The organism is Kiloniella laminariae DSM 19542 (assembly GCF_000374005.1).
In the GTDB taxonomy this organism is placed as follows: Bacteria; Pseudomonadota; Alphaproteobacteria; order Kiloniellales; family Kiloniellaceae; genus Kiloniella; species Kiloniella laminariae.
The window spans coordinates 295,265-318,346 of record NZ_KB893166.1; the positions used below are offsets into that span (position 1 = coordinate 295,265).

Annotated in this window: 21 protein-coding genes; 12 read left to right on the top strand and 9 right to left on the bottom strand. The window is 51.3% G+C overall.

Features of this window, described 5'->3' with window-relative positions; translation table 11 throughout:
• The 5 genes from gatA to B152_RS24095 form a co-directional block, all read right to left on the bottom strand.
• Complete coding sequence (gene gatA / locus B152_RS0116410) at positions 1 to 1,482, bottom strand: Asp-tRNA(Asn)/Glu-tRNA(Gln) amidotransferase subunit GatA (protein WP_020593523.1); 1,482 nt, start codon at positions 1,480 to 1,482, stop codon at positions 1 to 3.
• Positions 1,482 to 1,769: an Asp-tRNA(Asn)/Glu-tRNA(Gln) amidotransferase subunit GatC gene (gene gatC / locus B152_RS0116415; protein WP_020593524.1), complete on the bottom strand. Its 288-nt coding sequence runs from the start codon at positions 1,767 to 1,769 to the stop codon at positions 1,482 to 1,484. Before gatC ends, gatA begins: the two co-directional genes overlap by 1 nt.
• 275 nt (positions 1,770 to 2,044) lie before the next feature.
• Complete coding sequence (locus B152_RS0116420) at positions 2,045 to 2,485, bottom strand: YbaN family protein (protein WP_020593525.1); 441 nt, start codon at positions 2,483 to 2,485, stop codon at positions 2,045 to 2,047.
• 321 nt (positions 2,486 to 2,806) lie between these two features.
• Positions 2,807 to 3,055, bottom strand: coding sequence for a hypothetical protein (locus B152_RS0116425; RefSeq protein WP_020593526.1), 249 nt, complete (start codon positions 3,053 to 3,055; stop codon positions 2,807 to 2,809).
• 122 nt (positions 3,056 to 3,177) lie between these two features.
• Positions 3,178 to 3,876: an NnrU family protein gene (locus B152_RS24095; protein ID WP_020593527.1), complete on the bottom strand. Its 699-nt coding sequence runs from the start codon at positions 3,874 to 3,876 to the stop codon at positions 3,178 to 3,180.
• A 269-nt stretch (positions 3,877 to 4,145) separates the two neighbouring features.
• Here B152_RS24095 and ruvX point away from each other — a divergent pair, with 269 nt between their 5' ends.
• From ruvX to B152_RS0116445, 3 genes are all read left to right on the top strand, one after another.
• Positions 4,146 to 4,628 carry a Holliday junction resolvase RuvX gene (gene ruvX, locus B152_RS0116435; protein WP_020593528.1) on the top strand — a complete coding sequence of 161 codons (483 nt, stop codon included), beginning with the start codon at positions 4,146 to 4,148 and terminating at the stop codon, positions 4,626 to 4,628.
• 187 nt (positions 4,629 to 4,815) lie between these two features.
• Positions 4,816 to 5,016 (top strand): PLD nuclease N-terminal domain-containing protein, encoded by a 201-nt coding sequence (locus B152_RS0116440; RefSeq protein WP_020593529.1) that lies wholly within the window; start codon positions 4,816 to 4,818, stop codon positions 5,014 to 5,016.
• A 169-nt stretch (positions 5,017 to 5,185) separates the two neighbouring features.
• Positions 5,186 to 5,365, top strand: a complete 180-nt coding sequence (locus B152_RS0116445; RefSeq protein ID WP_020593530.1) for a PLDc N-terminal domain-containing protein — start codon at positions 5,186 to 5,188, stop codon at positions 5,363 to 5,365.
• A gap of 28 nt (positions 5,366 to 5,393) precedes the next feature.
• Here B152_RS0116445 and B152_RS25530 read toward each other — a convergent pair whose 3' ends face one another.
• Positions 5,394 to 7,676, bottom strand: a complete 2,283-nt coding sequence (locus tag B152_RS25530) for an ATP-binding protein (protein ID WP_020593531.1) — start codon at positions 7,674 to 7,676, stop codon at positions 5,394 to 5,396.
• 41 nt (positions 7,677 to 7,717) lie between these two features.
• Complete coding sequence (locus B152_RS0116455; RefSeq protein ID WP_020593532.1) at positions 7,718 to 7,984, bottom strand: hypothetical protein; 267 nt, start codon at positions 7,982 to 7,984, stop codon at positions 7,718 to 7,720.
• Here B152_RS0116455 and B152_RS0116460 point away from each other — a divergent pair.
• The 9 genes from B152_RS0116460 (at position 7,983) to rpmG (ending at position 20,740) form a co-directional block, all read left to right on the top strand.
• Positions 7,983 to 9,224, top strand: a complete 1,242-nt coding sequence (locus B152_RS0116460) for a CaiB/BaiF CoA transferase family protein (protein ID WP_020593533.1) — start codon at positions 7,983 to 7,985, stop codon at positions 9,222 to 9,224. The two genes, B152_RS0116455 and B152_RS0116460, sit on opposite strands and share 2 nt — an antisense overlap.
• A gap of 113 nt (positions 9,225 to 9,337) precedes the next feature.
• Positions 9,338 to 10,312 (top strand): aspartate carbamoyltransferase catalytic subunit, encoded by a 975-nt coding sequence (locus B152_RS0116465; protein WP_020593534.1) that lies wholly within the window; start codon positions 9,338 to 9,340, stop codon positions 10,310 to 10,312.
• The gene (locus tag B152_RS0116470) at positions 10,309 to 11,625 is read left to right on the top strand and encodes a dihydroorotase (RefSeq protein ID WP_020593535.1); all 1,317 of its coding nucleotides are present in this window, start codon (positions 10,309 to 10,311) and stop codon (positions 11,623 to 11,625) included. The genes B152_RS0116465 and B152_RS0116470 overlap by 4 nt, the downstream gene beginning before the upstream one ends.
• Before the next feature lie 36 nt (positions 11,626 to 11,661).
• Positions 11,662 to 12,276 carry a glycerol-3-phosphate 1-O-acyltransferase PlsY gene (plsY, locus tag B152_RS0116475; RefSeq protein ID WP_020593536.1) on the top strand — a complete coding sequence of 205 codons (615 nt, stop codon included), beginning with the start codon at positions 11,662 to 11,664 and terminating at the stop codon, positions 12,274 to 12,276.
• A gap of 56 nt (positions 12,277 to 12,332) precedes the next feature.
• A complete protein-coding gene (dprA, locus tag B152_RS0116480; protein ID WP_211212228.1) occupies positions 12,333 to 13,556 on the top strand; it encodes a DNA-processing protein DprA in 1,224 nt (407 codons plus the stop codon).
• Between the two features lie 104 nt (positions 13,557 to 13,660).
• Positions 13,661 to 16,363 (top strand): type I DNA topoisomerase, encoded by a 2,703-nt coding sequence (gene topA / locus B152_RS0116485; protein WP_020593538.1) that lies wholly within the window; start codon positions 13,661 to 13,663, stop codon positions 16,361 to 16,363.
• A 20-nt stretch (positions 16,364 to 16,383) separates the two neighbouring features.
• Complete coding sequence (rnr, locus tag B152_RS24105; RefSeq protein ID WP_033406693.1) at positions 16,384 to 18,672, top strand: ribonuclease R; 2,289 nt, start codon at positions 16,384 to 16,386, stop codon at positions 18,670 to 18,672.
• Between the two features lie 148 nt (positions 18,673 to 18,820).
• Complete coding sequence (locus B152_RS24110) at positions 18,821 to 20,476, top strand: S41 family peptidase (protein WP_020593540.1); 1,656 nt, start codon at positions 18,821 to 18,823, stop codon at positions 20,474 to 20,476.
• Positions 20,477 to 20,572: 96 nt separating this feature from the next.
• Positions 20,573 to 20,740, top strand: coding sequence for a 50S ribosomal protein L33 (gene rpmG / locus B152_RS0116500; protein ID WP_026261645.1), 168 nt, complete (start codon positions 20,573 to 20,575; stop codon positions 20,738 to 20,740).
• A 137-nt stretch (positions 20,741 to 20,877) separates the two neighbouring features.
• Here the strand turns inward: rpmG and B152_RS0116505 are convergent, their stop codons facing one another.
• Together B152_RS0116505 and B152_RS0116510 are read right to left on the bottom strand one after the other, a co-directional pair.
• Positions 20,878 to 22,287, bottom strand: coding sequence for a PleD family two-component system response regulator (locus B152_RS0116505; protein WP_020593542.1), 1,410 nt, complete (start codon positions 22,285 to 22,287; stop codon positions 20,878 to 20,880).
• A 34-nt stretch (positions 22,288 to 22,321) separates the two neighbouring features.
• A complete protein-coding gene (locus B152_RS0116510) occupies positions 22,322 to 22,699 on the bottom strand; it encodes a response regulator (RefSeq protein ID WP_020593543.1) in 378 nt (125 codons plus the stop codon).
• Positions 22,700 to 23,082: the final 383 nt, after the last annotated feature.

Here is a 23,082-nt window from a genome sequence, read left to right on the forward strand (position 1 = left end):
TTACTTACCTCCAGCGATCAACTGCGGCAGAGCCGAGAACCCGGCGGCCTGTTCCATTACACCTGCCACCCGCAGCAGCGTTTCCTCGTCAAAGGCACGACCCAGAAGCTGTAGCCCCAAGGGTGTGCCTTCACTGGACAGTCCTGAAGGAATTGAAATTCCCGGCAATCCGGCAAGACTTGCCGGAACGGTAAAGACATCATTGAGATACATGGCAATCGGATCATCCATCTTCTCACCAATGCCAAAAGCCGGGCTTGGGGCTGTCGGAGTGAGAATCACATCGACGCTTTCATAAGCCTTTTTAAAATCATTCGCGATCAGGGTACGAACCTGACGCGCCTTGTTGTAATAGGCATCGTAATAGCCTGCTGACAGCACATAGGTTCCAATCAGGATACGGCGTTTGACCTCATCGCCAAAGCCGGCGGCCCGGGTATTTTCATACATATCGTCCAGGCTTTTGCCTTCAACCCGCTGGCCATAACGTACACCGTCATAACGTGCCAGGTTCGAAGAACATTCAGCCGGAGCAATAATGTAATAGGTCGGCAGAGCATACTTGGTGTGCGGCAGACTGATCTCGACAGGTTCGGCCCCGGCAGCCCTCAGCCATTCAATACCCTGTTCCCAGGCTTTTTCAATCTCAATCGGCGTGCCATCAATACGGTATTCCTTTGGAATACCGACTTTCAAGCCACGGATATCACCCGTCAGAGCATCCTGATAACGCGGGACTGGCAGGTTCACCGAAGTAGAATCCTTGGCATCATATCCGGCCATGGCTTCCAGCATGATCGCGGCATCCCGCACGGAACGGGTCATAGGGCCAGCCTGATCCAGCGACGAAGCAAAGGCAATCACGCCCCAGCGTGAACAGCGTCCATAGGTTGGCTTCAGGCCAACAATGCCGGAAAAAGCTGCTGGCTGACGGATGGAGCCACCGGTATCCGTTCCTGTCGCTGCCATCGCGGCACGCGCAGCTACTGTTGCGGCAGAGCCACCGGATGACCCGCCAGGGGTCAACTGGGCATCACTGCCTTCACGCTGCCAGGGGTTGATCACATTACCGAAATAAGAGGTAATGTTCGCAGATCCCATGGCAAACTGGTCCAGGTTGCTTTTCCCAAGCATCACAGCCCCGGCATTCCAGAGGTTTCCGGATACTGTGGATTCATAGGTTGGGACAAAACCTTCGAGAATATGCGACGCTGCGGTTGTCTGGGTCCCCTCAGTACAGAAGAGATCCTTCATGGCGATGGGAATTCCCTCCATCACGCCGGCAGTTCCCGAAGCCCGGCGCTTGTCGGACGCATCGGCCTGGGCCAAGGCAATTTCCGGCGTTTCGACAATATAGGCATTCAAAGCACGTGTATCTTCAACGGCTTTCACATGCGCTTCGGTCAATTCGCGCGCGGTGAACTCCCCCTTGTCCATACCAGACAGGGCATCAGCAATAGTCAGATGGGTCAGGTTGCTCATTATTCAACCACCTTTGGAACAGCGTAGAAACCGTGGGCGGAATCAGGAGCATTTTTCGTTACCCGATCCACATAATGCCCGTCATTAACGACGTCCTCACGCAGAGGTTGGGTCATTTCAACGACAGATGTCATGGGCTCAACACCCGTTGTGTCCAGCTCTGAAAGCTGTTCAACCCAGCCAAGGATCTGGTTCAGTTCCCCGGACAGGGCTTCTTGCTGTGCTTCATCAACCCGGATGCGTGCCAGCTTGGCAATTTTCGCTACCGTATTTTTGTCGACAGACATGCTCGGTTCCAATCTTTTGTGGATATCGAAAGTCTCGTTAAATAAATTCGTGCGGAAAGTAGCATCGGCCTGCCTTTGCTGCAACGTCCGGCACACGCATTTTTACGCATTTTTAAACGATTCTCAGCTGTTTTGATAACTTTGACGAGAAAGCCATCTCTTTGCTGCTTCCCAAAGACGGGGAGCAAGCCCTTCGTGTCCGTAATGAAGCCCGGTAATGAAGCCCGGTAATTAGCTGGAACAACAGACCAGATCCGCCGATGACACCGCGTGGGTCACTCGACAGGATTTTGAGTGTCTTTCCCCGGCTTGTCGCTGGGACAAGAGAGAATAAAACCGGCAATCAGCAGAAAGAAGACACCGATCAAAGCCAGCCCCCACAGTGGTACAAGACCTTTATAGGCCACCAGCAGTAAGCTTGCTGTCATCATGCTTACTGCCAGAAATTTGGCCTTTCGCGGGATCACACGATAACGATCCCAGTTCTGGACCAGTGGCCCCAGAAAACGGTGAGAATAAAGCCAGTTATGAAACCGCTTTGAGGAAAGAGAGAAAGCCCAGAGCGCCACCAGCAGGAATGGTGTGGTCGGCAAAAGAGGCAAGATCAGACCAATCACCCCTAACAGAACACAAATACAGCCAAAAGCCATTAACAGGATGCGGCGAAACCCGAGCTTCTCTTCTCCGCTGTCTCCGGTATTCTCATTTTGTAACATACGGTTGAAGAGCCTGTGTCAAAGAGGAATCGAACAGAAAATCAGGGATAGACAACCGCCACGAAGAACCTGCATCAAAATATGCGATTCTTGCCGACATCATCACTCCTCTTGGAAGAATTACATTCCCGCTCTCTCCGTGCAAGAAGACACAATCGCACAGCTGGAAAGTTCTTGAGAATTCCAGCAAGACAAGGGGAGCAGAGATCACTTTCGCACGAGAGACTTGCCCGGAAAAATTTTCTTCACTTTACAGAAGCTTCAGATTACCAACACCAAAGTTGATACCGTCGGTTTCTACTGAAACAGGCAGGGAGCAGGCTAGATTTTTCTGCTGGAGAGAAAGCGCGTAATCATCTCGTTAAAGGACAGCAGCTCCTCATCAGACAGTTTGTAATACTGGGCACCATCCGGATGAGAAAATCGGGTCACAAAACTCATGCCATTGCCCTGTTCAAGCAGCATCACAGAAAAATCGTCATTAATGGAATAGGCCTCACGGAGATCGCCATACTTGGCTTTCAGTCGCAAGCGTTCAATGGGACCGACCTTACATTCTTCAAGCATCATCTCTCACTTAAGAGACCTGCGTCTCTTCCTGTGTGGCACTTGAAGAAAATACCACCCATAACGAGAATATCAAAGATCTATCGCAACCAATGAATTTTAAAATTGTCTAAAAGACAAGTGAACTATTCAAAAAACCCGGAAAGAGGAGAAACACCAATGACAAAAGGATGCAGCCAAATGAGCAACAGATAAGACAAACCACCGGCGACAACTGCCCAGATATCTGCCCGAACCGGGCGACAATTCCCTCCCCTCAACAAAGCAAGAAATGGAAAGTTGGATGTATTTTCAGCCAGTATCTGCCAGGTATCATCCCCGAGTATTTTTCTCCTTCTCCGATCGACAATAAACATTCCCCCCAGCGAAAGCAGCAACAGGCCACCAAAAAATATCACCGCGGCAAGATCCCCATTTACCAGAAGATGGGCTCCCGACCAGAGAGCAAAACCCCATAAGGCAGGATGCCGGACAACCCCGACAAAACCGGCCTGATCCGCGCGATACCCGGCCGCAGGACCAATTGACAAGGGGTTGGGCCGTAAAAATCCGGACAGAAACAGCACAGAGGCAGGAAGCATTATATAAGCCGTCCCCCGTGCAGCCCAATATTCATAGGACCAGAGCTCAATATAAGGCGCATGCCACACAGCCTGTAATAACCAGGCGATCACCAGTAACGATAACAGCGAATAACCGAGATAATATCCTCTTTTGCCAAGCAGGCTGATCAGGCGCTGTTTAACCGGACGCATCGGTGGAATGGAATGCAGGCACAGAAAAATAGCGAAAGCCGCCACAAGCTCACCAAAACCACCGAACATGCTTTTTCCCCTACTCTAACCAGATCACCTGCTGTCACAAAGCATGACAGAGAACAAATCACCGATTTGTCGCCCCTACCTCTATCTCTTATCCTCTTGCCTTTGCCCAGATGACAGACTGTCGCGCAGTAACTCTCAAGTTCCAAAACCTTTTATTGCTCCGAACGCCCACAAAGGCTATGTGGATTTTGAAATTTTGATGCACTACACTCTTTCATTCAACCCTTCCTGCTACCGTCGCCTCCGACAACCCGTACTGTGAGTAAAATTTGCAAGATATTGACCTCTATGATCTGCCTGAACTTCTCGACAGAAACCAGCGCCTGCTTGGTCTCGACCCCGGAAGCAAAACAATTGGCATGGCTGTTTCAGATAGAGACTACAAAGTCGCCTCACCGATCGGAACAATTCTGCGCAGTAAATTCAAGGTTGATGCCGCAAAACTGAAAGAGATCTGTGAAGAAAGAAATATTGGGGCTCTGGTTATGGGTCTACCGGTCAATATGGATGGTACAGAAGGTCCGCGCTGCCAATCCGTTCGCACACTTGCGGAAAATCTGCATAAACTGGCAGGGTTCACCATACCAATAGTCTTTTGGGATGAGCGCATGTCCACCTCGGCTGTCGAACGTTTTTTGATCGGCGAGGCTGATATGACCAGAAAACGCCGTTCGGAAGTCGTAGACAAAGCAGCAGCAGCTTACATTCTTCAGGGAGCCCTCGATGCTCTTCAAAGACGAATTAATCTCTGACCTCTTCTGGTGTTCTGGATTACGTCCCTCGAAAAGGATAAAATTCCTCAGAAACGAACATGTTTCTGGGGAAAATCCGTATTAATACGAATGTTTACATTCCCGCAATCCGTGTACCTTGTCCAAATGGTTCATAAAAACCTGCCGTTACAGCGTCAACGGCCCGACAACACCGAGGGAAAGATTTATGTTCAACCTGGAAACCGGTAGTATTATAGGGGTAATCATCCTTATGGCTTCGCTTTGGGCCATTGCCAAGATCCTCTATAGCGAGGAAGGCAGAACAGTAAAAATTCTCTGGGTTGCCACTGTCGTCCTTCTTCCCCTCCTGGGTTTTGTCTTCTGGTATTTTGTCGGCCCCAGAGAACAGATCTCGCATCATCTCTAGAATGAGTTTTTCTGACCATTCCTCTCAAGATTACAGAACACATCTTTGATACAAAAAGAATTTTTCTGTGACAAGCAAGCTATCCGTAATCATACGAATTTCGGAGCATCGTTCTTTAGGATAGCCTTACCTCGGTCAAACGATTCCATATGCAAAGTCAGGAAACACCATGCCAGGTATAGAAACTGGAGGAGCCTTTGGTCTCCTCGTTCTCATCGCCGATATTTGGGCGATCGTAAAAATCTTCCAGAGCAATGCTTCAACCGGCGCCAAGGTACTCTGGATCGTTCTGGTCCTGCTGCTTCCTCTCCTCGGCCTTATTCTCTGGTATTTTATGGGGCCCAAATAAAGCTGGACCAATTTCAGCACAAGCAATTTTACACCAGATCGATCCGGGGCATCATTCCCTCAGACAGGGACGGCGTAAGTATTGTCTGGGTCTCTTTTTCCAGAATGTTATTCTTGGAGAAGCCAGCTTCGATGCTGGCTTCTCCTGCGAGATGCTTGTCAACTCCAGGCCAATAAAGCGAAACCCGGGTCCCCTTCCCTGCCTGGCTTTCAATTTCCAGCCTGCCGCCATGGAGCGCGGTCAGATTTTTGGAAATATAAAGTCCCAATCCCGAGCCCCCATAGCTTTTGCTGATAGAACTGTCGCCCTGATAGAAGACTTGACCAATTTTCTCCAGATGTTCTTCCGCGATTCCGACACCGCAATCCTCAATGACAACCTTCGCTTCGCCATCTCCATGCCCCCCGCTGTACAACTGGACATGGCTTGAAGCAGGGGAAAACTTGATCGCATTCGAAAGCAAGTTGATCAGGACCTGCTTAAGCGCGCGCGGATCAGCCAGCACGGGCAGTATTTGAAAGTCTGACTGATACAGAAGAGTGATATCACCTTCATTCGCCCGCTCGGAAAGCAGCTTTATCACGGATCTGAAAACTTCGTTTAAATCAGTTACCTCAGGGGAAATATGATAACTGCGCGCCTCTATCTTCGATATATCAAGAATATCGGAAATCAGACTTAACAAATGGCTGCCGCTTTCATGTATATCCTCCGCATAGTCCCTATACTTGGACGGAGAAATCGTGCCGCCCAGCTCTTTACGAATAATATCCGAGAACCCGATAATGGCGTTCAATGGCGTCCTCAACTCATGGCTCATATTTGCCAGAAATTCTGACTTTGCCCGATTGGCAGCAACAGCTTCATCCTTTGCTCGAATCAACTCCTTTTCAACCAGCCGACGTTCCCCCCGCTCGAACATCAAAGACAAGAGGCTGGACACAGACTCAACAAAAGAAATCTCTTCAACCGGCCACTGTTCAGAAAAACTTTTCCGTTCGATACAGAGAACACCCTTCAAGCTATCCTGCTGGAAAATGCCGGCATCCAGCGAATTGACTCCTTCAACGGTCCCAATCGCAATATCCGTCAGCTTCCCTCTCAATCCCTGTTGGGAAAAAGAGCTCGCCATGACAACACGTTCTTCTAAAAGAGTTTGGAAAAACTGTTCACAGCCAGCCCTCCGCATAGGGTCAGATTTCTGACAATATTCTCCAGAGCCCGGTTGATAACGATTGTGGCAAATCATCCCTCCCTCTTCAGACTTGAGCCAGATACTGGCATGGGAAGCTTGCAATGCTTCGCAGAGAACAACCGCTGTTAACCTGAGCATGGCCTCCCCGTCGCTGCTTTCTTTCAGACTTTCCTGTACGAGAAGTTTAAGGCCCTGGGCCTGGCGTTCCAGCTTCTCCTGCTTGACGGCCCGTACAGAGCTGTCATCAGACAAGAGGCTGATGACCCGATGACCACGTTTGACAATCAGCCACAAAAGCAAGGCAACAGCCGCAAGCACAGTAATGATCCAGAAAGCGCTTTCTTCAAAAAGCTTGCTGCCGGTTAACTCCAGCTGCCAGTCAAGAATACCGACAACTTTCCCGGATCCGCCTTTCACCTCGAAGCCGTTTGTCGGCTGACTTTTGGTTGAAGGAGAGGAAAACTGCAGCTGGCTCAATCCTAAAAACCGCGTCAAAGCGTTGATACGGTTTAAATTAATTTCCCGAATGAGGAGAAGATAACCTTGTGGAAGATGTTCCGACGACGAATCTGGTTCATAACTGTCTGGATGTATGCGCCCGAGAGAGAGTGAAAAAAGTTTTTCCTGCCAAACAAAAAAACTTCCTGCTGTCGCCGTTTCCGGCCCGCGTTTTCTGACCGCAGAAGCCAGGAACAACACTTCACTTAATAACTCGGGAGCCATGGCCTTATTGCCCAGATTATCCAGCGCGTCTCCTGAAGCCTTAGAAAGGTAGAGAGTCTCCAGTTCCTTCCCCAGCAACAATACCTCTTCCAATCCGTTTTTATCTATAAAGGCAGAGTCAAAAGTCTCTTCAGCCCACTCAAGATCTGCCGGATTAAAAAGTTGGTGAAATGTCTGGTCACTATAACTGTGCTCATTCGTGAGATAAATCAGCTCGTCAAGATCCTGCTGTAAATGATGCTCGATCAAAGCGGAGTAATTGTCAGAAATCACCTCATCCTGTTTGTCAGCAGCAAACCAGAGAATGCCGAGCGTCAGGGCGATTGTCAGACTGATTGCCACTGCAATTTGCCCATAGAGACCATAAACAATAAATCGACGCTGCTTGTTCATACATTCCAACCCTGGCAATAAGATGAGAATGATAATCCATCTCAGAAATAAATAATCAAGCCCAAAAAACCCTGATTTAATAACTGGATGGCATTACAGAATTCTGTAATATCGCGAGCGTCTATCCATCTTGTCCACTCACTGCCAACCATTTGAGAGCGAAGCTGAAAGATGTGATGACAAAATCCGGATAATATCTCACCTCCCATTGCATGGTCCCCTCGGTATTTACTACACTTAACAAAGAGAAAACTCTTTCCAGTTTTGATCATCCACAGTTCTTTAAAAAACACGACAGGAAAACTCATGACCACTTCCAGCGGCCCTCTTTCTGGCCTTCGTGTTTTTGATCTCTCCCGCATCATGGCTGGCCCCAGTTGCACGCAAATGCTCGGCGACATGGGCGCAGATGTGATCAAGATAGAACGCCCGGGCGAAGGGGATGACACCCGTAAATGGGGTCCGCCGTTTTTGAAAGACAAGGCAGGCGAAGATACCAGTGAAAGTGCCTACTATCTCTCGGCCAACCGTAACAAGCGTTCCGTCAGTCTCGACATTTCCCAGCCGGACGGGCAAAAGCTGGCGAAACAGCTGATCAGCCAATGCGATATTCTGGTGGAAAATTTCAAGGTCGGCGGCCTCGCCAAATATGGCCTGTCTTATGAAGACCTGAAGGAAGAGTTTCCGCAGCTGATCTATTGCTCGATCACCGGCTTTGGTCAGACCGGCCCCTATGCCCCCCAGGCGGGATACGATTTCCTGATTCAGGGTATGGGCGGCATCATGAGCCTGACGGGCGAACCCGATGGACAACCGATGAAGGTCGGCGTTGCCATTGTTGATCTCATGTGCGGTATGTATGCCAGCAACGCAATCCTCGCCGCGCTGCATCACCGGAACATGACCGGAGGCAGCAAGACAGGCCAGGGCCAGTTTATCGATGTCTCGCTGTTTGACACCCAGGTCGCCTGGCTCGCCAATCAGGGGCTCTACTACCTAACCTCAGGCGAACTCCCTCCGCGTCTGGGCAACGGTCACCCCAATATCGTGCCCTACAACGTTGTCCCCTCCAGCGACGGATACTTTATCCTCGCTATCGGCAACGACGGGCAGTACCGCAAATTCTGCGACTTTGCCGGTTGTCCAGAACTGATCAACGACGACCGCTTCAGCACCAACCAGAACCGCATCAGAAACCGGGAAGAACTTTACCCTCTCATCAACGAGGTCACCAGAACCCGTTCCTCGGCGGACTGGATCGAGAACCTGCCGCCTCTTGGGGTGCCCTGTGGTCCGGTCAATGACATGAAGGGCACCTTTGCCCACCCGCAAACCGCGGCCCGCGAGATGAAAATCTCCCTGCCCCATCCCGAAGCGGAAAGTGGTACAGTAGACCTGATCGGCAGCCCGATGAAATTCTCGCAAACCCCTGTTGACTACCGCCAAGCCCCTCCCCGCATGGGCGAACATACAGTGGAGGTATTGTCAGAACTGGCAGAGTTATCCGAACAGGAAATGACCCGATTTAAAAAGAACAAAACAATATAATTCGTAAACTGGCAAAATCGGCGGATAAACTTGAACAAATGGAATAAACAGAGCAACCGAATCCCAACAGACAGATTGCATCAACGCATCATCAATGACATATTGCCGCTTTAATGACGACATACGCTGAAACGATCGCTGCTGGCTTAAACAACCACGGGCACCTGCTAGGTATAGAGGGCCTGAGAGCTGATCAGATTTCCTACCTGCTCAACCTGGCCGATGGCTATGTTGACCAGAACCGCGCCGTGAAAAAAACCACCGATCTTCTCAGTGGTCGCACGGTGATTAATCTCTTTTTCGAAAATTCCACCAGAACGCTGACGTCTTTCGAGCTTGCTGCCAAACGGCTGGGGGCTGATGTGATCAACATGCTGGTGGCCTCCAGCTCGATCAAGAAGGGCGAAACCCTGATTGATACCGCCATGACGCTGAATGCCATGCATCCCGATGTCATGGTCGTGCGACATTCTGACTCTGGCGCGGTCAAACTGCTGTCGGAGAAGGTCAACGGCTCGGTGATCAATGCTGGCGACGGCAGCCATGAACACCCGACCCAGGCCCTGCTCGATGCCTTGACCATCCGTCGGCGCAAAGGAGATCTCTATGGCCTGCGGGTTGCGATTTGTGGTGATATCGCCCACAGCAGGGTAGCCCGTTCCAACATTCACCTGCTCAACACCATGGGCGCTGAAGTCCGCCTTATTGCGCCACCAACCCTTTTGCCTGCTGCGGTCGACCGCATGGGTGTCGAGACCTTCCATAATATGAAAGAAGGGCTGGAGGGCTGCGATATCGTGATGATGCTTCGTCTTCAGCTCGAACGGATGCAGGGATCTTTTGTTCCCTCGACCCGCGAATACTTCCGCTATTTTGGCCTCGATCAGGAAAAACTCGCCATGGCCAAACCAGATGCGCTGGTGATGCATCCCGGCCCGATGAACCGTGGCGTGGAAATCGACAGTGAACTGGCGGATGATCTTGATCGCTCCCTGATCAGAACCCAGGTTGAAATGGGTGTTGCCGTGCGTATGGCCTGCCTGCATGCCCTGACCCAGGGCACTCTTAACGAGGAGCCCGCCGCATGAGCAAGTCGGACAGAGATACAAAACGCGCCTTTATCAACGCCCGTCTGCTTGACCCGGCGACAGGACTTGATGTCAAAGGCGCGCTGTTAAGTGACGGCGGAAAAATTGCCGACCTCGGCCCGCAGCTTTTCAAGGGCGGTGTCCCGTCAGGAATTGAGGTTATTGACTGTGAAGGTCAGTGTCTCGCCCCGGGATTACTGGACATGCGTGTTCACCTGCGTGAACCGGGGGAAGAGCACAAGGAAACCATCGTCACCGCCGGACAGGCCGCTGCAGCAGGAGGCATTACCTCTATCGCCGCCCTGCCGGATTCCTCCTCGGTTCTCGATGATGTTGCCGCTGTGGAATATGTCGCCCGCCGCGCCCGCGAAGCCAAGATGGTCAAGGTCTACCCTTACGGTGCAATCACCCGAAATCTCGAAGGCAAGGAACTGACAGAGTTTGGCCTGCTGACAGAATTCGGCGCTGTAGCTTTCACCGACAGCACCAAAGCTATTGCCAATGCCCAGACCATGCGCCGGGCTTTGAGCTATGCAAAAACCTTTAATGCCCTGATTGTCCAGCATCCTGAAGAACCAACCCTCGCCGGAGGCGTGATGAACGGCGGCGAGATCGCCACCCGCATGGGTTTGTCCGGCATCCCCGTCCATGCCGAGATCATCATGGTCGAACGTGATATCCGACTGGTTGAAATGACGGGCGGACGCTATCACGCCGCGCATATCTCAACGGCCGGTGCCATCGATGTTATTCGCAAGGCCAAGGCACGCGGCCTTGCCGTGACCTGTGATACGGCTCCGCATTACTTCTGTCTGAACGAAAATTCGGTGCTGGATTACCGTACCTTTGCCAAGGTCTCCCCGCCTCTGCGATCGGAAGCAGACCGCGAAGCGGTGTTTGAAGGCTTGGCTGATGGTACAATCGACGCCATTGCCAGCGATCACAGCCCGCATGACCAGGATTCAAAACGCCTGCCCTTCGCCCAAGCGGAATTTGGGATCGTCGGACTTGAAACCCTCTTCCCGCTGGCCTTGCAGCTTTATCACAAAAAGGCTCTCAGCCTGTTGGAAACCCTGGCTCTAGTCACCTGCAAGCCCGCAAAAATTCTGAGGATTACTGCAGGGACCCTTGCGATTGGCAGCCCGGCAGATCTGGTTATCTTCAACCCCGACAGCCCGTTTTTCATTGACCCGGAAAAATTCCGCAGCAAATCAAAGAATTCGCCCTTCACCGGTTTTCCGGCCCAGGGAAAAGTCCTGCGAACTGTTGTGGATGGCCGGACAATCTATGACCGGGCAACCGAACAAAACTGACAACAAGAGCTAAAGCAGCCTTAAGGAACCCGCCCCATGCCTGATCCCATTTCCTGGAGTCACGCCGCCCCCTATCTGATTGCTGCTTTTGCTGGCAGTTATTTACTGGGATCGGTTCCTTTCGGGCTGGTTATTACCCGGCTTTTTGGGCTTGGTGACATCCGGAAAATAGGGTCCGGCAACATCGGCGCAACCAATGTTCTCCGCACTGGGCGCAAGGGGCTTGCCCTGGCGACCCTGATCTGTGACAGCGGCAAGGGTGCTCTCGCCGTTATCCTAGCCGCCCTCTGGGGACCTGATCTCGCCCTCATTGCCGCATTGGGCTCAGTTCTGGGCCACCTCTTTCCGGTCTGGCTGAAATTCAAGGGTGGTAAAGGCGTGGCCACCACACTTGGCGTTGTCCTTGCGCTTTCCTGGCAGGTTGGTCTTGTTGCCTGTCTGACCTGGCTTGTGACTGCCCTGGTCTTCAGAATATCGTCGCTTTCTGCCCTGCTGGCCATGCTTGCCACCCCGCTGGCCGTCTGGTTTCTGCACGGAGACCTTCAGATGGCAGAGCTGACCGCCCTTCTCGCCGTCATTGTATGGGCCAGACATCACCAGAATATTTCCCGGCTTCTCAAGGGTCAGGAACCCCGTATCGGTAAAAAATAGCTCCAGCTTATACCGAACATACCCGAGAGTAAAATCCCACAGGTCATGCCCAGGACTTGACTAATCTGTACATTACCTCCCAAATGATGGGCATGTCATACGGTGTTACCCCCCCGTCAACACTCGAAGAAAAAATTGAATGGCTGCAGCTCATTCGCTCTTCGAATGTTGGCCCGATCACCTTTTACAAGCTGCTGCAGTATTACGGCTCTGCCCGCAATGCTCTTGGAGCCCTTCCTTCCCTCGCGAAGTCCGGCAAGAGCAAGATTGATATCTTCCCGAAAAAAGAGGCTGAAAAAGAACTGAAGGCGCTGGAGAAATTTGGGGCACAGCTGATCGCCCGCGGCGAAGAACACTATCCCCCTCTGCTTGCCCATATAGACGACGCCCCTCCTCTGCTACAGGTCATGGGTAACCCCGCTTTTTTAAAGAAACGAACCGTCGCCATTGTTGGTGCCCGCAACGCGTCAGCCAATGGTCGGAACATTGCCCAGGATCTCGCAAGAGAATTGGGACAGTCAGGTTTTCTGATTGCTTCGGGTATGGCCAGAGGCATAGATACCGCCGCCCATGAGGGAGCGCTGGCAACAGGCACCATTGCCGCGGTTGCTGGCGGCCTTGACATTATCTATCCACGGGAAAATACAAAACTCTATCAGGCCATTCGGGAACAGGGGGTGATGGTTTCGGAAATGCCCCTGGGCAGCGAACCGCAAGCCAGACATTTTCCCCGTCGCAACCGCATCGTTTCCGGTATGAGCCGTGGCGTGATCGTCATCGAGGCATCGCTTAAATCCGGTTCGATGATCACCGCCCGTCTTGCCCAGGAACAGGGGCGTGAAACCCTCGCTGTTCCCGGAAGCCCCCTTGACCCGCGCAGCAAAGGTGGAAACCAACTGATCAAACAGGGCGCAAGTCTGATTGAAACCGCCCTGGATGTCATAGAGGCTCTGGAAAGGCCATTTGATCCACCTGTTATTTCTCGAACACCTCAAACAGCCCAGGAAATTTTTCTGCCCGGTCTCGTGGCTGAGCCCGTAACAAAATCCTTCACCGAAGAACGACTGGATCCTGCCTCAAAAAAGAAAAATCTGTCCCCATCCGACGATGACGCTCGACTTTATGTAAAAGAATTGTTAGGTCCTAGCGCGGTATGTGTTGACGATCTTCTCCGGCAGAGCCGATTGTCGCCCGCAGAGTTGAACAGTATCTTGCTTGAGTTTGAGTTGGCAGGACTGGTTGAATGGCAGCCCGGAAACCGGGTCGCCCTGATTTCATGAGTATTTTTGCTGTCGGATAATCCAGCCGTTCGAACAGCAGATACCTTACGTCAACATGCTGTTGGCGATATTATAAAAAATTAATGTAGGTAACACCTGAAGCCATGAACATTGTTGTCGTAGAATCTCCCGCCAAGGCCAAAACCATTAACAAGTACCTCGGAGAGGACTATCAGGTTCTCGCCAGTTACGGCCACGTGCGCGATCTCCCTGCCAAGGATGGGTCCGTCGCACCGGACGAAGATTTTGCCATGTCATGGGAGGTTGACAGCAATTCTGAAAAGCGTCTGAAAGATATTATCCAGGCGCTCAAATCAGCCGATCAGCTGATTCTCGCAACCGACCCGGATCGCGAAGGTGAAGCCATTTCCTGGCATATTGCCGAAGAACTGCAGAAACGTAAAAAACTCGTCGGGAAACAGGTATCCCGCGTTGTCTTCAACGAGGTAACAAAGACTGCAATCCAGGCCGCCTTTGCCCAGCCGCGCGAACTGAACATGGAACTGGTCGAAGCCTATCTCGCCCGCCGGGCGCTGGATTATCTCTTCGGCTTTACCCTCTCCCCGGTTCTCTGGCGCAAGCTTCCGGGCAGCCGTTCTGCCGGACGTGTGCAGTCCGTGGCGCTGCGCCTGATCTGTGATCGTGAGTCAGAGATCGAAATATTTAAACCACAGGAATACTGGAGTGTCGAAGCCAAACTTGCGACCCCGGACGGCCAGAAATTTTCTGCGCGCCTGACCCATCTTGATGGACAGAAACTCGACAAGTTCGATCTTGGAAATGCGCTGGCTGCCAATGCTGCTGCGCAAACACTGGAAGAAGCTGCGAGCTTCACCGTTAAAACAGTCGATCGCAAACAGACAAAACGTAACCCTCAACCCCCATTCACGACCTCAACCCTGCAGCAGGAAGCCTCGCGCAAACTTGGTTTCACGGCGACCCGGACCATGCAGATCGCGCAAAAGCTCTATGAGGGTGTTGATCTTGGCGGCGAAACAGTCGGTCTGATCACCTACATGCGTACAGATGGTGTCAGCCTTTCCTCCGAAGCCATTACCGCCAGCCGCGAGCTGATTGCAAAGCAGTTCGGCAAGGATTATCTCCCGGCCAACGCCCGGGAATACAAAAGCAAAGCCAAAAACGCCCAGGAAGCGCATGAAGCTATCCGCCCGACCAACTTCTCTCTGCTTCCCAGAGACGCCGTGCAGTATCTCAACGAGGAAAGTCAGAAGCTTTATGAGTTGATCTGGAACCGGACCACTGCCAGCCAGATGGAAAGCGCTGTGCTGGACCAGGTCGCCGTGGATATCGATGTCGCTCTGGGCAAGGCCGTGTTGCGGGCCAATGGTTCGGTACTGCGCTTTGATGGTTTTCTCAAGCTCTATCAGGAAGACAAGGATGACTCCAGGGACGAGCAGGACGATGATCGTCGCCTGCCGAAACTGACCGAAGGGGACCGTCCGGAACGTCAGGAAATCCTCAAGGAACAGCATTTCACCCAGCCACCACCACGCTATTCCGAAGCCAGCCTGGTTAAAAAGATGGAAGAACTCGGCATTGGCCGACCATCAACCTATGCATCTGTGATTCAGGTTCTTCAGGACCGCAACTACGTCATCATCGACAAAAAGCGCTTCCTGCCCGAAGATCGCGGCAGAATTGTCACGACATTCCTGCGCAATTTTTTCAGCAAATACGTCGAATTCAATTTCACCGCCGATCTAGAAACCCAGCTGGATGACATCTCCGCCGGGTCAGCCGAATGGAAAAAAGTACTCCGTGGCTTCTGGGATGCTTTCCATGCCTCCGTTTCAGAAACCAAGGGACTGACCATCACCGAAGTGATTGAAGCTCTCGATGCAGATCTCAGTGACCACTTCTTCCCGACCCCCGAAGATCCAACAGCAAAACATCCCCGCGAATGTCCGACCTGTGAGTCAGGTCGCCTCGGGATAAAACTTGGTAAAACCGGGGGCTTTATCGGCTGCTCCAACTACCCCGACTGCCGCTATACCCGCCCTCTCACCCTGCCGGACGGCGAAGGTGGCCCGGACGATCTTTCCCAACCCAAAGAACTTGGGACTGACCCGGCAACAGGTTTTGCCGTTACCCTGCGTAAAGGCCCTTACGGCGTCTACGTCCAGCTGGGCGAAGCCGTTGAAAAGACCAAACCCAAACGCGTGTCCATTCCCAAAGGCATTGCCATCAGCGATGTGACATTTGAACAGGCCCAAAGCCTGCTTTCCCTGCCCCGGGATATAGGTCCGCACCCGGAAGACGGAGCGATGATCATCGCCGGGATCGGGCGTTTTGGCCCTTACATCAAACATGGTTCGGTTTTCAAGTCCCTTGCCAAGGACGATGACGTCTTGACCATCGGCCTCAACCGGGCAGTCTCCCTGATTGCGGAAGCTCCCAAACGGGGTGCGGCAGCAGCCTTGCGCACCATTGGCGCTCATCCGGACGACAGTGTCGATGTAACAATCCATTCCGGTCGTTATGGGCCTTATGTAAAGTGGAACAAGGTCAATGCTTCCCTGCCCAAAGACAAGGAAGTAGAAGACCTTACCATGGCGGAAGCTGTAGAGCTTCTCATCAGGCAGATGGAGAAAAAGGGCACAAAAAAACCTGCGGCTAAAAAGGCCGCCGCTAAAAAAGCTCCTGCAAAAAAAGCGACTGCCAAAAAAACGACCACCAAGAAACCTGCAGCCCAAAAAGCTCCCGCAAAAAAAACAGCTGTTAAGAAGACCACTACAAAAAAAGCACCCGCCAAATCAGCGGCTGCAAAAGCTGAAACAGATGCATAACAATTGATTAGGATCAGGGCGTGACATCAAATAAAACTACCCCGCCCTTTCCTACCAAGGAAGCGGTGCTCGACTTTATCCAGCAATCTCCCGGCGCTGTCGGCAAACGGGAGATTGCCCGTGCTTTCAACCTGAGGGGTGAAGACAAGATACCGCTCAAGGCGCTGTTGAAAGAGTTAAAAAATGACGGTCATTTTGGCCGGGAAGCCCGTCAAAAGAAAAACAATCTCGACGGCAGGCTCCCGCCCGTTCTCGTGGTCGAGATTACCCGCATCGACGGTGATGGCGAACTAGTTGCCGTGCCCGCCTCATGGGAGGAAGAACACGCCCCTCCCAGCATCTATGTGATTCCGGAACGCAAGAGCAAGTTTGATCTCTCGGTTGGGGATAGAATTCTGGGCAAACTCAAGCGGCTGGACAACAACAGCTATCAGGCAATCCCGATCCGCAAGCTTGAAACGGCAGCGCTGAAAATTTTGGGGATTTACCAGGTCACCGAAGAAGGCGGCTTTGTCCGGCCGGTCGACAAAAAAGCCAAGAGTGATTTTATTCTCAACCCGGAATATGCCAAAGAGGCAACCCATGGTGAACTGGTTCTTTGTGAAATAAGGAAAGGCCGTTCTCGCAAGGGCCTCAAAGAAGTCCAGGTGGTCGAACGTCTGGGTGGCATTGATAACCCGCGCGCCCTCAGTCTGGTTGCCATCTATGAACGTGGCATTCCAAATGTCTTTCCGCCTGAAGCCGTAGAAGAAGCCAGAGCAGCAAAGGCGGCTACACTTGGCAAACGCACCGACCTTCGCGATATTCCCCTGGTCACCATTGACGGGGCAGATGCGCGGGACTTTGATGACGCCGTCTGGGCTGAAGCTCTGGACGAAGGAGAAGGCTGGCACATTCTGGTCGCGATCGCCGATGTTGCTCATTACGTCCGCCCCGGCAGTCCTCTGGACGAAGAAGCACAGAACCGGGGCAACTCAACCTATTTCGCCGACCGGGTGGTCCCGATGCTTCCCGAAGAGCTGTCCAATGGCTGGTGTTCGCTTAATCCTGACGAAGACCGTCCCTGCATGGCTGTCCATCTCTGGCTTGACAGTACGGGAGAACTGGTCAAACACAAGTTTGTTCGCGGCCTGATGCGCTCCCGGGCACGTCTAACCTATGAACAGGTACAGGAGGCACTGGATGGCCGTCCTGACAGTACGAGCCAACCTTTGCTGGCGACGGCACTAAAACCTCTTGAAGGTGCTTATCAATCCCTGCTTAAGGCACGACATGCCAGAGGAACGCTGGAGCTGGATATTCCGGAATTTCAGGTCCGTATGGATGCGGCCGGCGAAGTCACCGAGATTATCAAGCGGGAACGGCTGGAAAGTCACAAGCTGATTGAAGAATTCATGATCATGGCGAATGTCGCCGCGGCAATCGAGCTCGAACATCGTCGGCAGCCTTGCATGTACCGTGTCCATGAATCACCGGACCCTGCACGAATTGAAGGCCTTGCCGACAGCCTGCACGGTATGGGAGTTTCTTTCGCCAAAGGACAGGTCATTACACCCAAGGTCCTCACAAGAGTTCTGGAGCGCACGGCAGATCTTCCCGAAGCCAAATTGGTCAACGAACTTATTCTTCGTGCTCAAAGTCAGGCTCGTTACGACCCGGAAAACCTTGGCCATTTCGGCCTTGCCTTGACACGTTATGGTCACTTTACCTCCCCGATCAGGCGCTATTCAGATCTGATGGTACACCGGGCTCTGATCAGAGGACTTGGGCTCGGCAGTGACGGCCTTTCCGATGCAGAAGAAAGCAGATTTAACGATATTGCCGTACACATCTCAGCAACAGAGCGACGTTCTGCTGCTGCAGAAAGAGACACGATCAACCGTTTCACGGCATCTTTCTTCTCGCACAAAATCGGAAAAATATTTCCCGGAAAGATCAACGGCGTCACCAAGGCAGGACTCTTCATTACTCTGGATGACACAGGGGCTGACGGACTGGTCCCCATGCGCCAGCTTCCTGATGACTACTACATCCACAATGAAAAAGAGCACATCCTGACAGGACGTCGCTGGGGGCGGGAATACCATCTTGGCAACAAGGTCATGGTCCGGGTCACAGAATCAGACCCGGTTTCGGGCGGGATTGCCTTCCGGCTGGTCGAAGATGGCGATAACGAAAACTCGATTTCTGGCACGTCCGATACCAGAAAACGGTCCCCACGTTCTTCTCGTAACAAAACTGCGGGAAAATCAGGTTTTAAAAAGCCCGGAACAACAAAGAAGCGTTCAAGGAACCGCCGGGCAGATTAACTTCACGGTTCCTCCCCTTTTTTGAATTGGAAAGCTCCTCCATCTGATCAGGCAATGGATAAGCTTTGATTTTAACTACATTTCTTTTTATGCTAGGCATTGAAATCCCTTAAGACTCTCGACAGACAACAGGTAGGAGACAGGGTTCATGCCCTTTTGCTCATTTTTCAGCTTGCGCAGTTTTAAAAGTCCCTTGTTCCTGCGCCGCTGGATCTCCCGTCTGGCTCTGTTATTTCTGATCACAGCCTGCAGTGCTCCTTATCATCCGTCAAATCAGATTTACGACAAGAAAACGGCCACTAGCCTGTTTTCCCAAGGGTTTGATTACGTAACGGAGTACTATATTGATGAGATTGATGTATCCCGACTGGCTTTGGCTGGTTTGGACAATCTTTCAACCATAGACCCCGATGTTGAAATTCTCGACAGTGGCAATGCACTAACCGTCAGCTATGATGGTGTCCCCCTGTCGCGCTACAGTTATCCAGATAATCTCAACAGCCGCTCCTGGGCCTTGCTGACAGCTTCTGCAATCGAGTCTGTCAAACAACAATCTCCTGATTTTCAGCAAGCAACCGGTGAGCAAATCTATCTTGCTGTATTTGATGGTGTTGTCGGGGAACTGGATCGATTTTCCCGCTATTCTGCTCCTGAACAGGCGACAAATAATCGGGACAGCCGAAACGGTTTTGGTGGACTGGGTATCCGCTATGTAAAGGAAGAACAGGGCGCTCACATTATTTCTGTGATGGAAAACACACCCGCAGAATCTGTGGGACTTAAAGCAGGCGACATCATCATTGAGGTCAATCACAGCGACATCAGAAAGCTTTCAGAAGACAGCATAACTCATTTGCTCAAGGGGCCGGAAAACTCTCGCGTCAGCTTGACTGTTCTTCGTAAAGAAGCCGAGTCCTCCTTGAAGCAACAGCAGCTGACATTCGAGGTGACCCGTCAACGTATTGTTATCCAGACAATCACCTATACCCCTCATGATAACATCGCCTATATCCAGATTTCCGGCTTCAACAAATCAACAACAACCAGCCTGCGGAGCAAGGTTCGTAAAGCCCAGAAGGAAATGGGCAAAAATCTCAAGGGGTATATACTCGATCTCAGAAATAACGGCGGCGGATTATTGAGCGAGGCAATCTCTGCTGCAGACCTTTTTATTCCCAGTGGCACTCTCGTCTCAACCCGGGGAAGGCATCCTGACAGTCACCAGTATAACGATGCTCACAGCACCGATTTTGCCCAGGGATTACCGGTTATTGTTCTGGTCAATGCTTACTCGGCCTCTTCTTCGGAAATTCTCGCTGCTGCATTGCAAGACTCCGAACGAGCCATCGTCGTCGGAAGCAATTCTTTTGGCAAGGGAACCGTGCAGAAGGTTTTCGAGCTTCCTAATCGTTCAGAGATTGCCGTTACCTGGGCCCGTTTTCACGCGCCGTCCGGGTATGCAATTCAAGGAAGGGGTATTATTCCTGATATCTGCACAACAAGATCCAATACCAGAACAGTAGACGACGTTATTGCCCAGTTAAAATCAGGGACGCTCCCGATTTCGAGTGAGACACGTACATTATCGCTCTTGCCTGAAGACGAAGATGCACTCGAAAAACTTAAAGCAACCTGCCCGCAAAGTGCCCAGCCATCCGATCTGGAAGAGGATGTGGCGGAAATGCTGTTGACGACACCTGCACTTTTGTCTCTTGCCAAAGGTGAGCTAGAGCGTGGAAAAGCAAGAGAAATTGCCGATGAGAGCGTAGAAGTAAATGCCCAGTTACCAGAGGCAGTACAATAAGAAGATAAAAAGATGTTTCTGGGCTTGACTCAAAGGCTCAAAACGTTATGTTTCGGCCCTGTAATATTCACTGTTAGCGCGATAAGGATTTTCGCAATGGCTAAACCGGCTACACAACTGATTCGCATGGTAAGCACCGCGGACACTGGTTACTTCTATGTTGCCAAGAAAAACCCGCGCACGCTTACTGAAAAACTCGAGCTGCGTAAGTACGACCCAGTCGCACGCAAGCACGTTGTTTTCAAAGAAGCGAAAATGAAATAAGACTGATTCATTTCAGGTCGAAAAAAGGCTGCCCTTCGGCAGCCTTTTTTGTGCGCATTGAATGCAGCCTCCGAAGCCGACCCTCCTTGGTCTACTTCAGGGCCCGGTTACTTCTGGCATAACAGCCTGTTTTCTTATTAAGGGGTGTTTGTTAAGCCACTTACTGTCGGCCCGGAATGCTCCACACACACACAGTTCCGGCCGAGAGATTTCGCCTCATATAAAGCCATATCAGCACGATTAAGCAGACTGTCAGCCATCTCCATCGGATCCGAGGTCGTCGCGACCCCAACTGAGACTGTAATCGTCAGCGGCGTTGAGGAGCCTGGTATTTCAATAGGTGTTTCTCCAATCCTCATCCTGATACGCTCAGCCACCGTAAAGGCCTGTTCTGTTGTGGCACTGGGCATAACAACGACAAATTCTTCCCCACCATAGCGGGCCAGCATATCAAAGTCCCGGATCGCATCTGTAACACGTCGGGCAAGAACCTTGAGCACTTCGTCGCCACTCGCATGTCCATAGGTGTCATTTACGTTCTTGAAATGATCAATATCAAACATCAACGCCGAAACAGGCTTTGCCGTCTCGGCAATTTCCATAACAGCACGATCCAGATGCGCGTTCATATAACGGCGATTGAAGACTCCTGTTAAGGGGTCGGTATAAGCCAGAGCAACGCTCTTCTTGAGGATATCAGTCAAACGATCATGATAGCGGCGGCGCTTGATCTGCGTCTTGCAACGGGCGCGCAGCTCATTGGGATCAATCGGTTTAACCAGATAATCGGTAACACCGATATCCAGACCTTTGGCAAGCTGGGAGAGGTTTTCCTCTTCAAGCACAAGCAAGATAGGAACGTGTCGGGTCTCTTCATGGGCTCTGAGCTGGGAACAAAGCCTCAAGCCATCCTCTCCGCCGAGATCAAGGGCAACAATAAACAGATCATAACTGCTTTCCTTCCCCAGATCGATCACTTCGGATGGTTTTCTCGCATGATCAACATTATGATCCAGCTCGCGCAGGAAATTCATAATCTTGCTTGCGGTTAAATCATTTGTCTCTGCCAAAAGGATATTTGCATTCGCAATTGCAGCTTCATCATCAGCATCTGCACCTGACAGAGAGGCAAACCGGGAGGATGCTTCCTGTCGAACTCGCAATTCATCTGTCATCATTTTCAGACGAACAAGGGACCGGACACGGGCAAAGAGAGCGACATCATTCAGAGGTTTGGTCAAAAAATCATCCGCACCGACTTCCAAACCTCTCACCCGGTCACTGACTTCACTTAAAGCCGTGACCATGACGATCGGAATGTGGCGCATCTTGGGATCATTCTTCAGGCGTCGACAGACTTCATATCCATCCATTCCAGGCATCATTACATCCAGGAGGATGATATCAGGCATTTCCTTGGCGGCTATATCTAGGGCTGACTGGCCATCAGAAGCAGTAATAACTTCGAAATACTCTGCCATCAACTTGGCTTCGAGAAGCCTGACATTAGCAGGTATGTCGTCTACGACCAGAATCCTTGCCGCCATGAATATCGTACTCTTTCACTAATCGATTACAGGTCTATCTCAGGAAACGCTCAACAGTCTCCAAAAATTTGGTAACTGAAATCGGCTTGGGAATATAGGCTTCGCACCCGCCTTCCCTGATTTTTTCTTCATCACCTTTCATGGCAAACGCCGTTACGGCAATTACGGGAATTGCCCGTAAATTATCATCTTCTTTCAACCACTTCGTGACTTCCAGTCCTGAAACCTCGGGTAACTGGATATCCATGAGGATAAGATCAGGTTTATGTGTCCGAGCGATTGAAAGCGCCTCCATACCATCTTTGGATTGCAGGATGTTATACCCCTGCGCCTCCAGCAAATCATGGAAAAGCTTCATGTTGAGTTCGTTGTCTTCAACAACGAGTACCGTTTTTGCTGTGCTATCCTGCATAGATGAGTCCCGACGATGCCTCCAAATTGCACACCGCCTAGAAACGATGCACAGAACCAAATCACCTGTGTGATGATTTATTACAGATATTAGAATTGACAATACCCTTGAATGTCAAAGTACTCAACTTTAGTTGAGACCTCAGCAAAACGTCTTTATCTGAGTAATTTACGAATAATGTGTAATGCTTTTGGCTTCGAGCAAAGGCTTTACACATTATTCGTTGTCACAAAGAGATCATTTTGGGTTGTTTAGTCGCTTTACCCATAGGCTTTTCGAAACCTTTCGCCCTTATTTAAATTCCATCCGATAGCTGCGAGTGTAAAGTGTACATGGGTTCGAGCCAGCCCCATAAAGCGGGAGCGGCCCATTCCCCAGAGCCG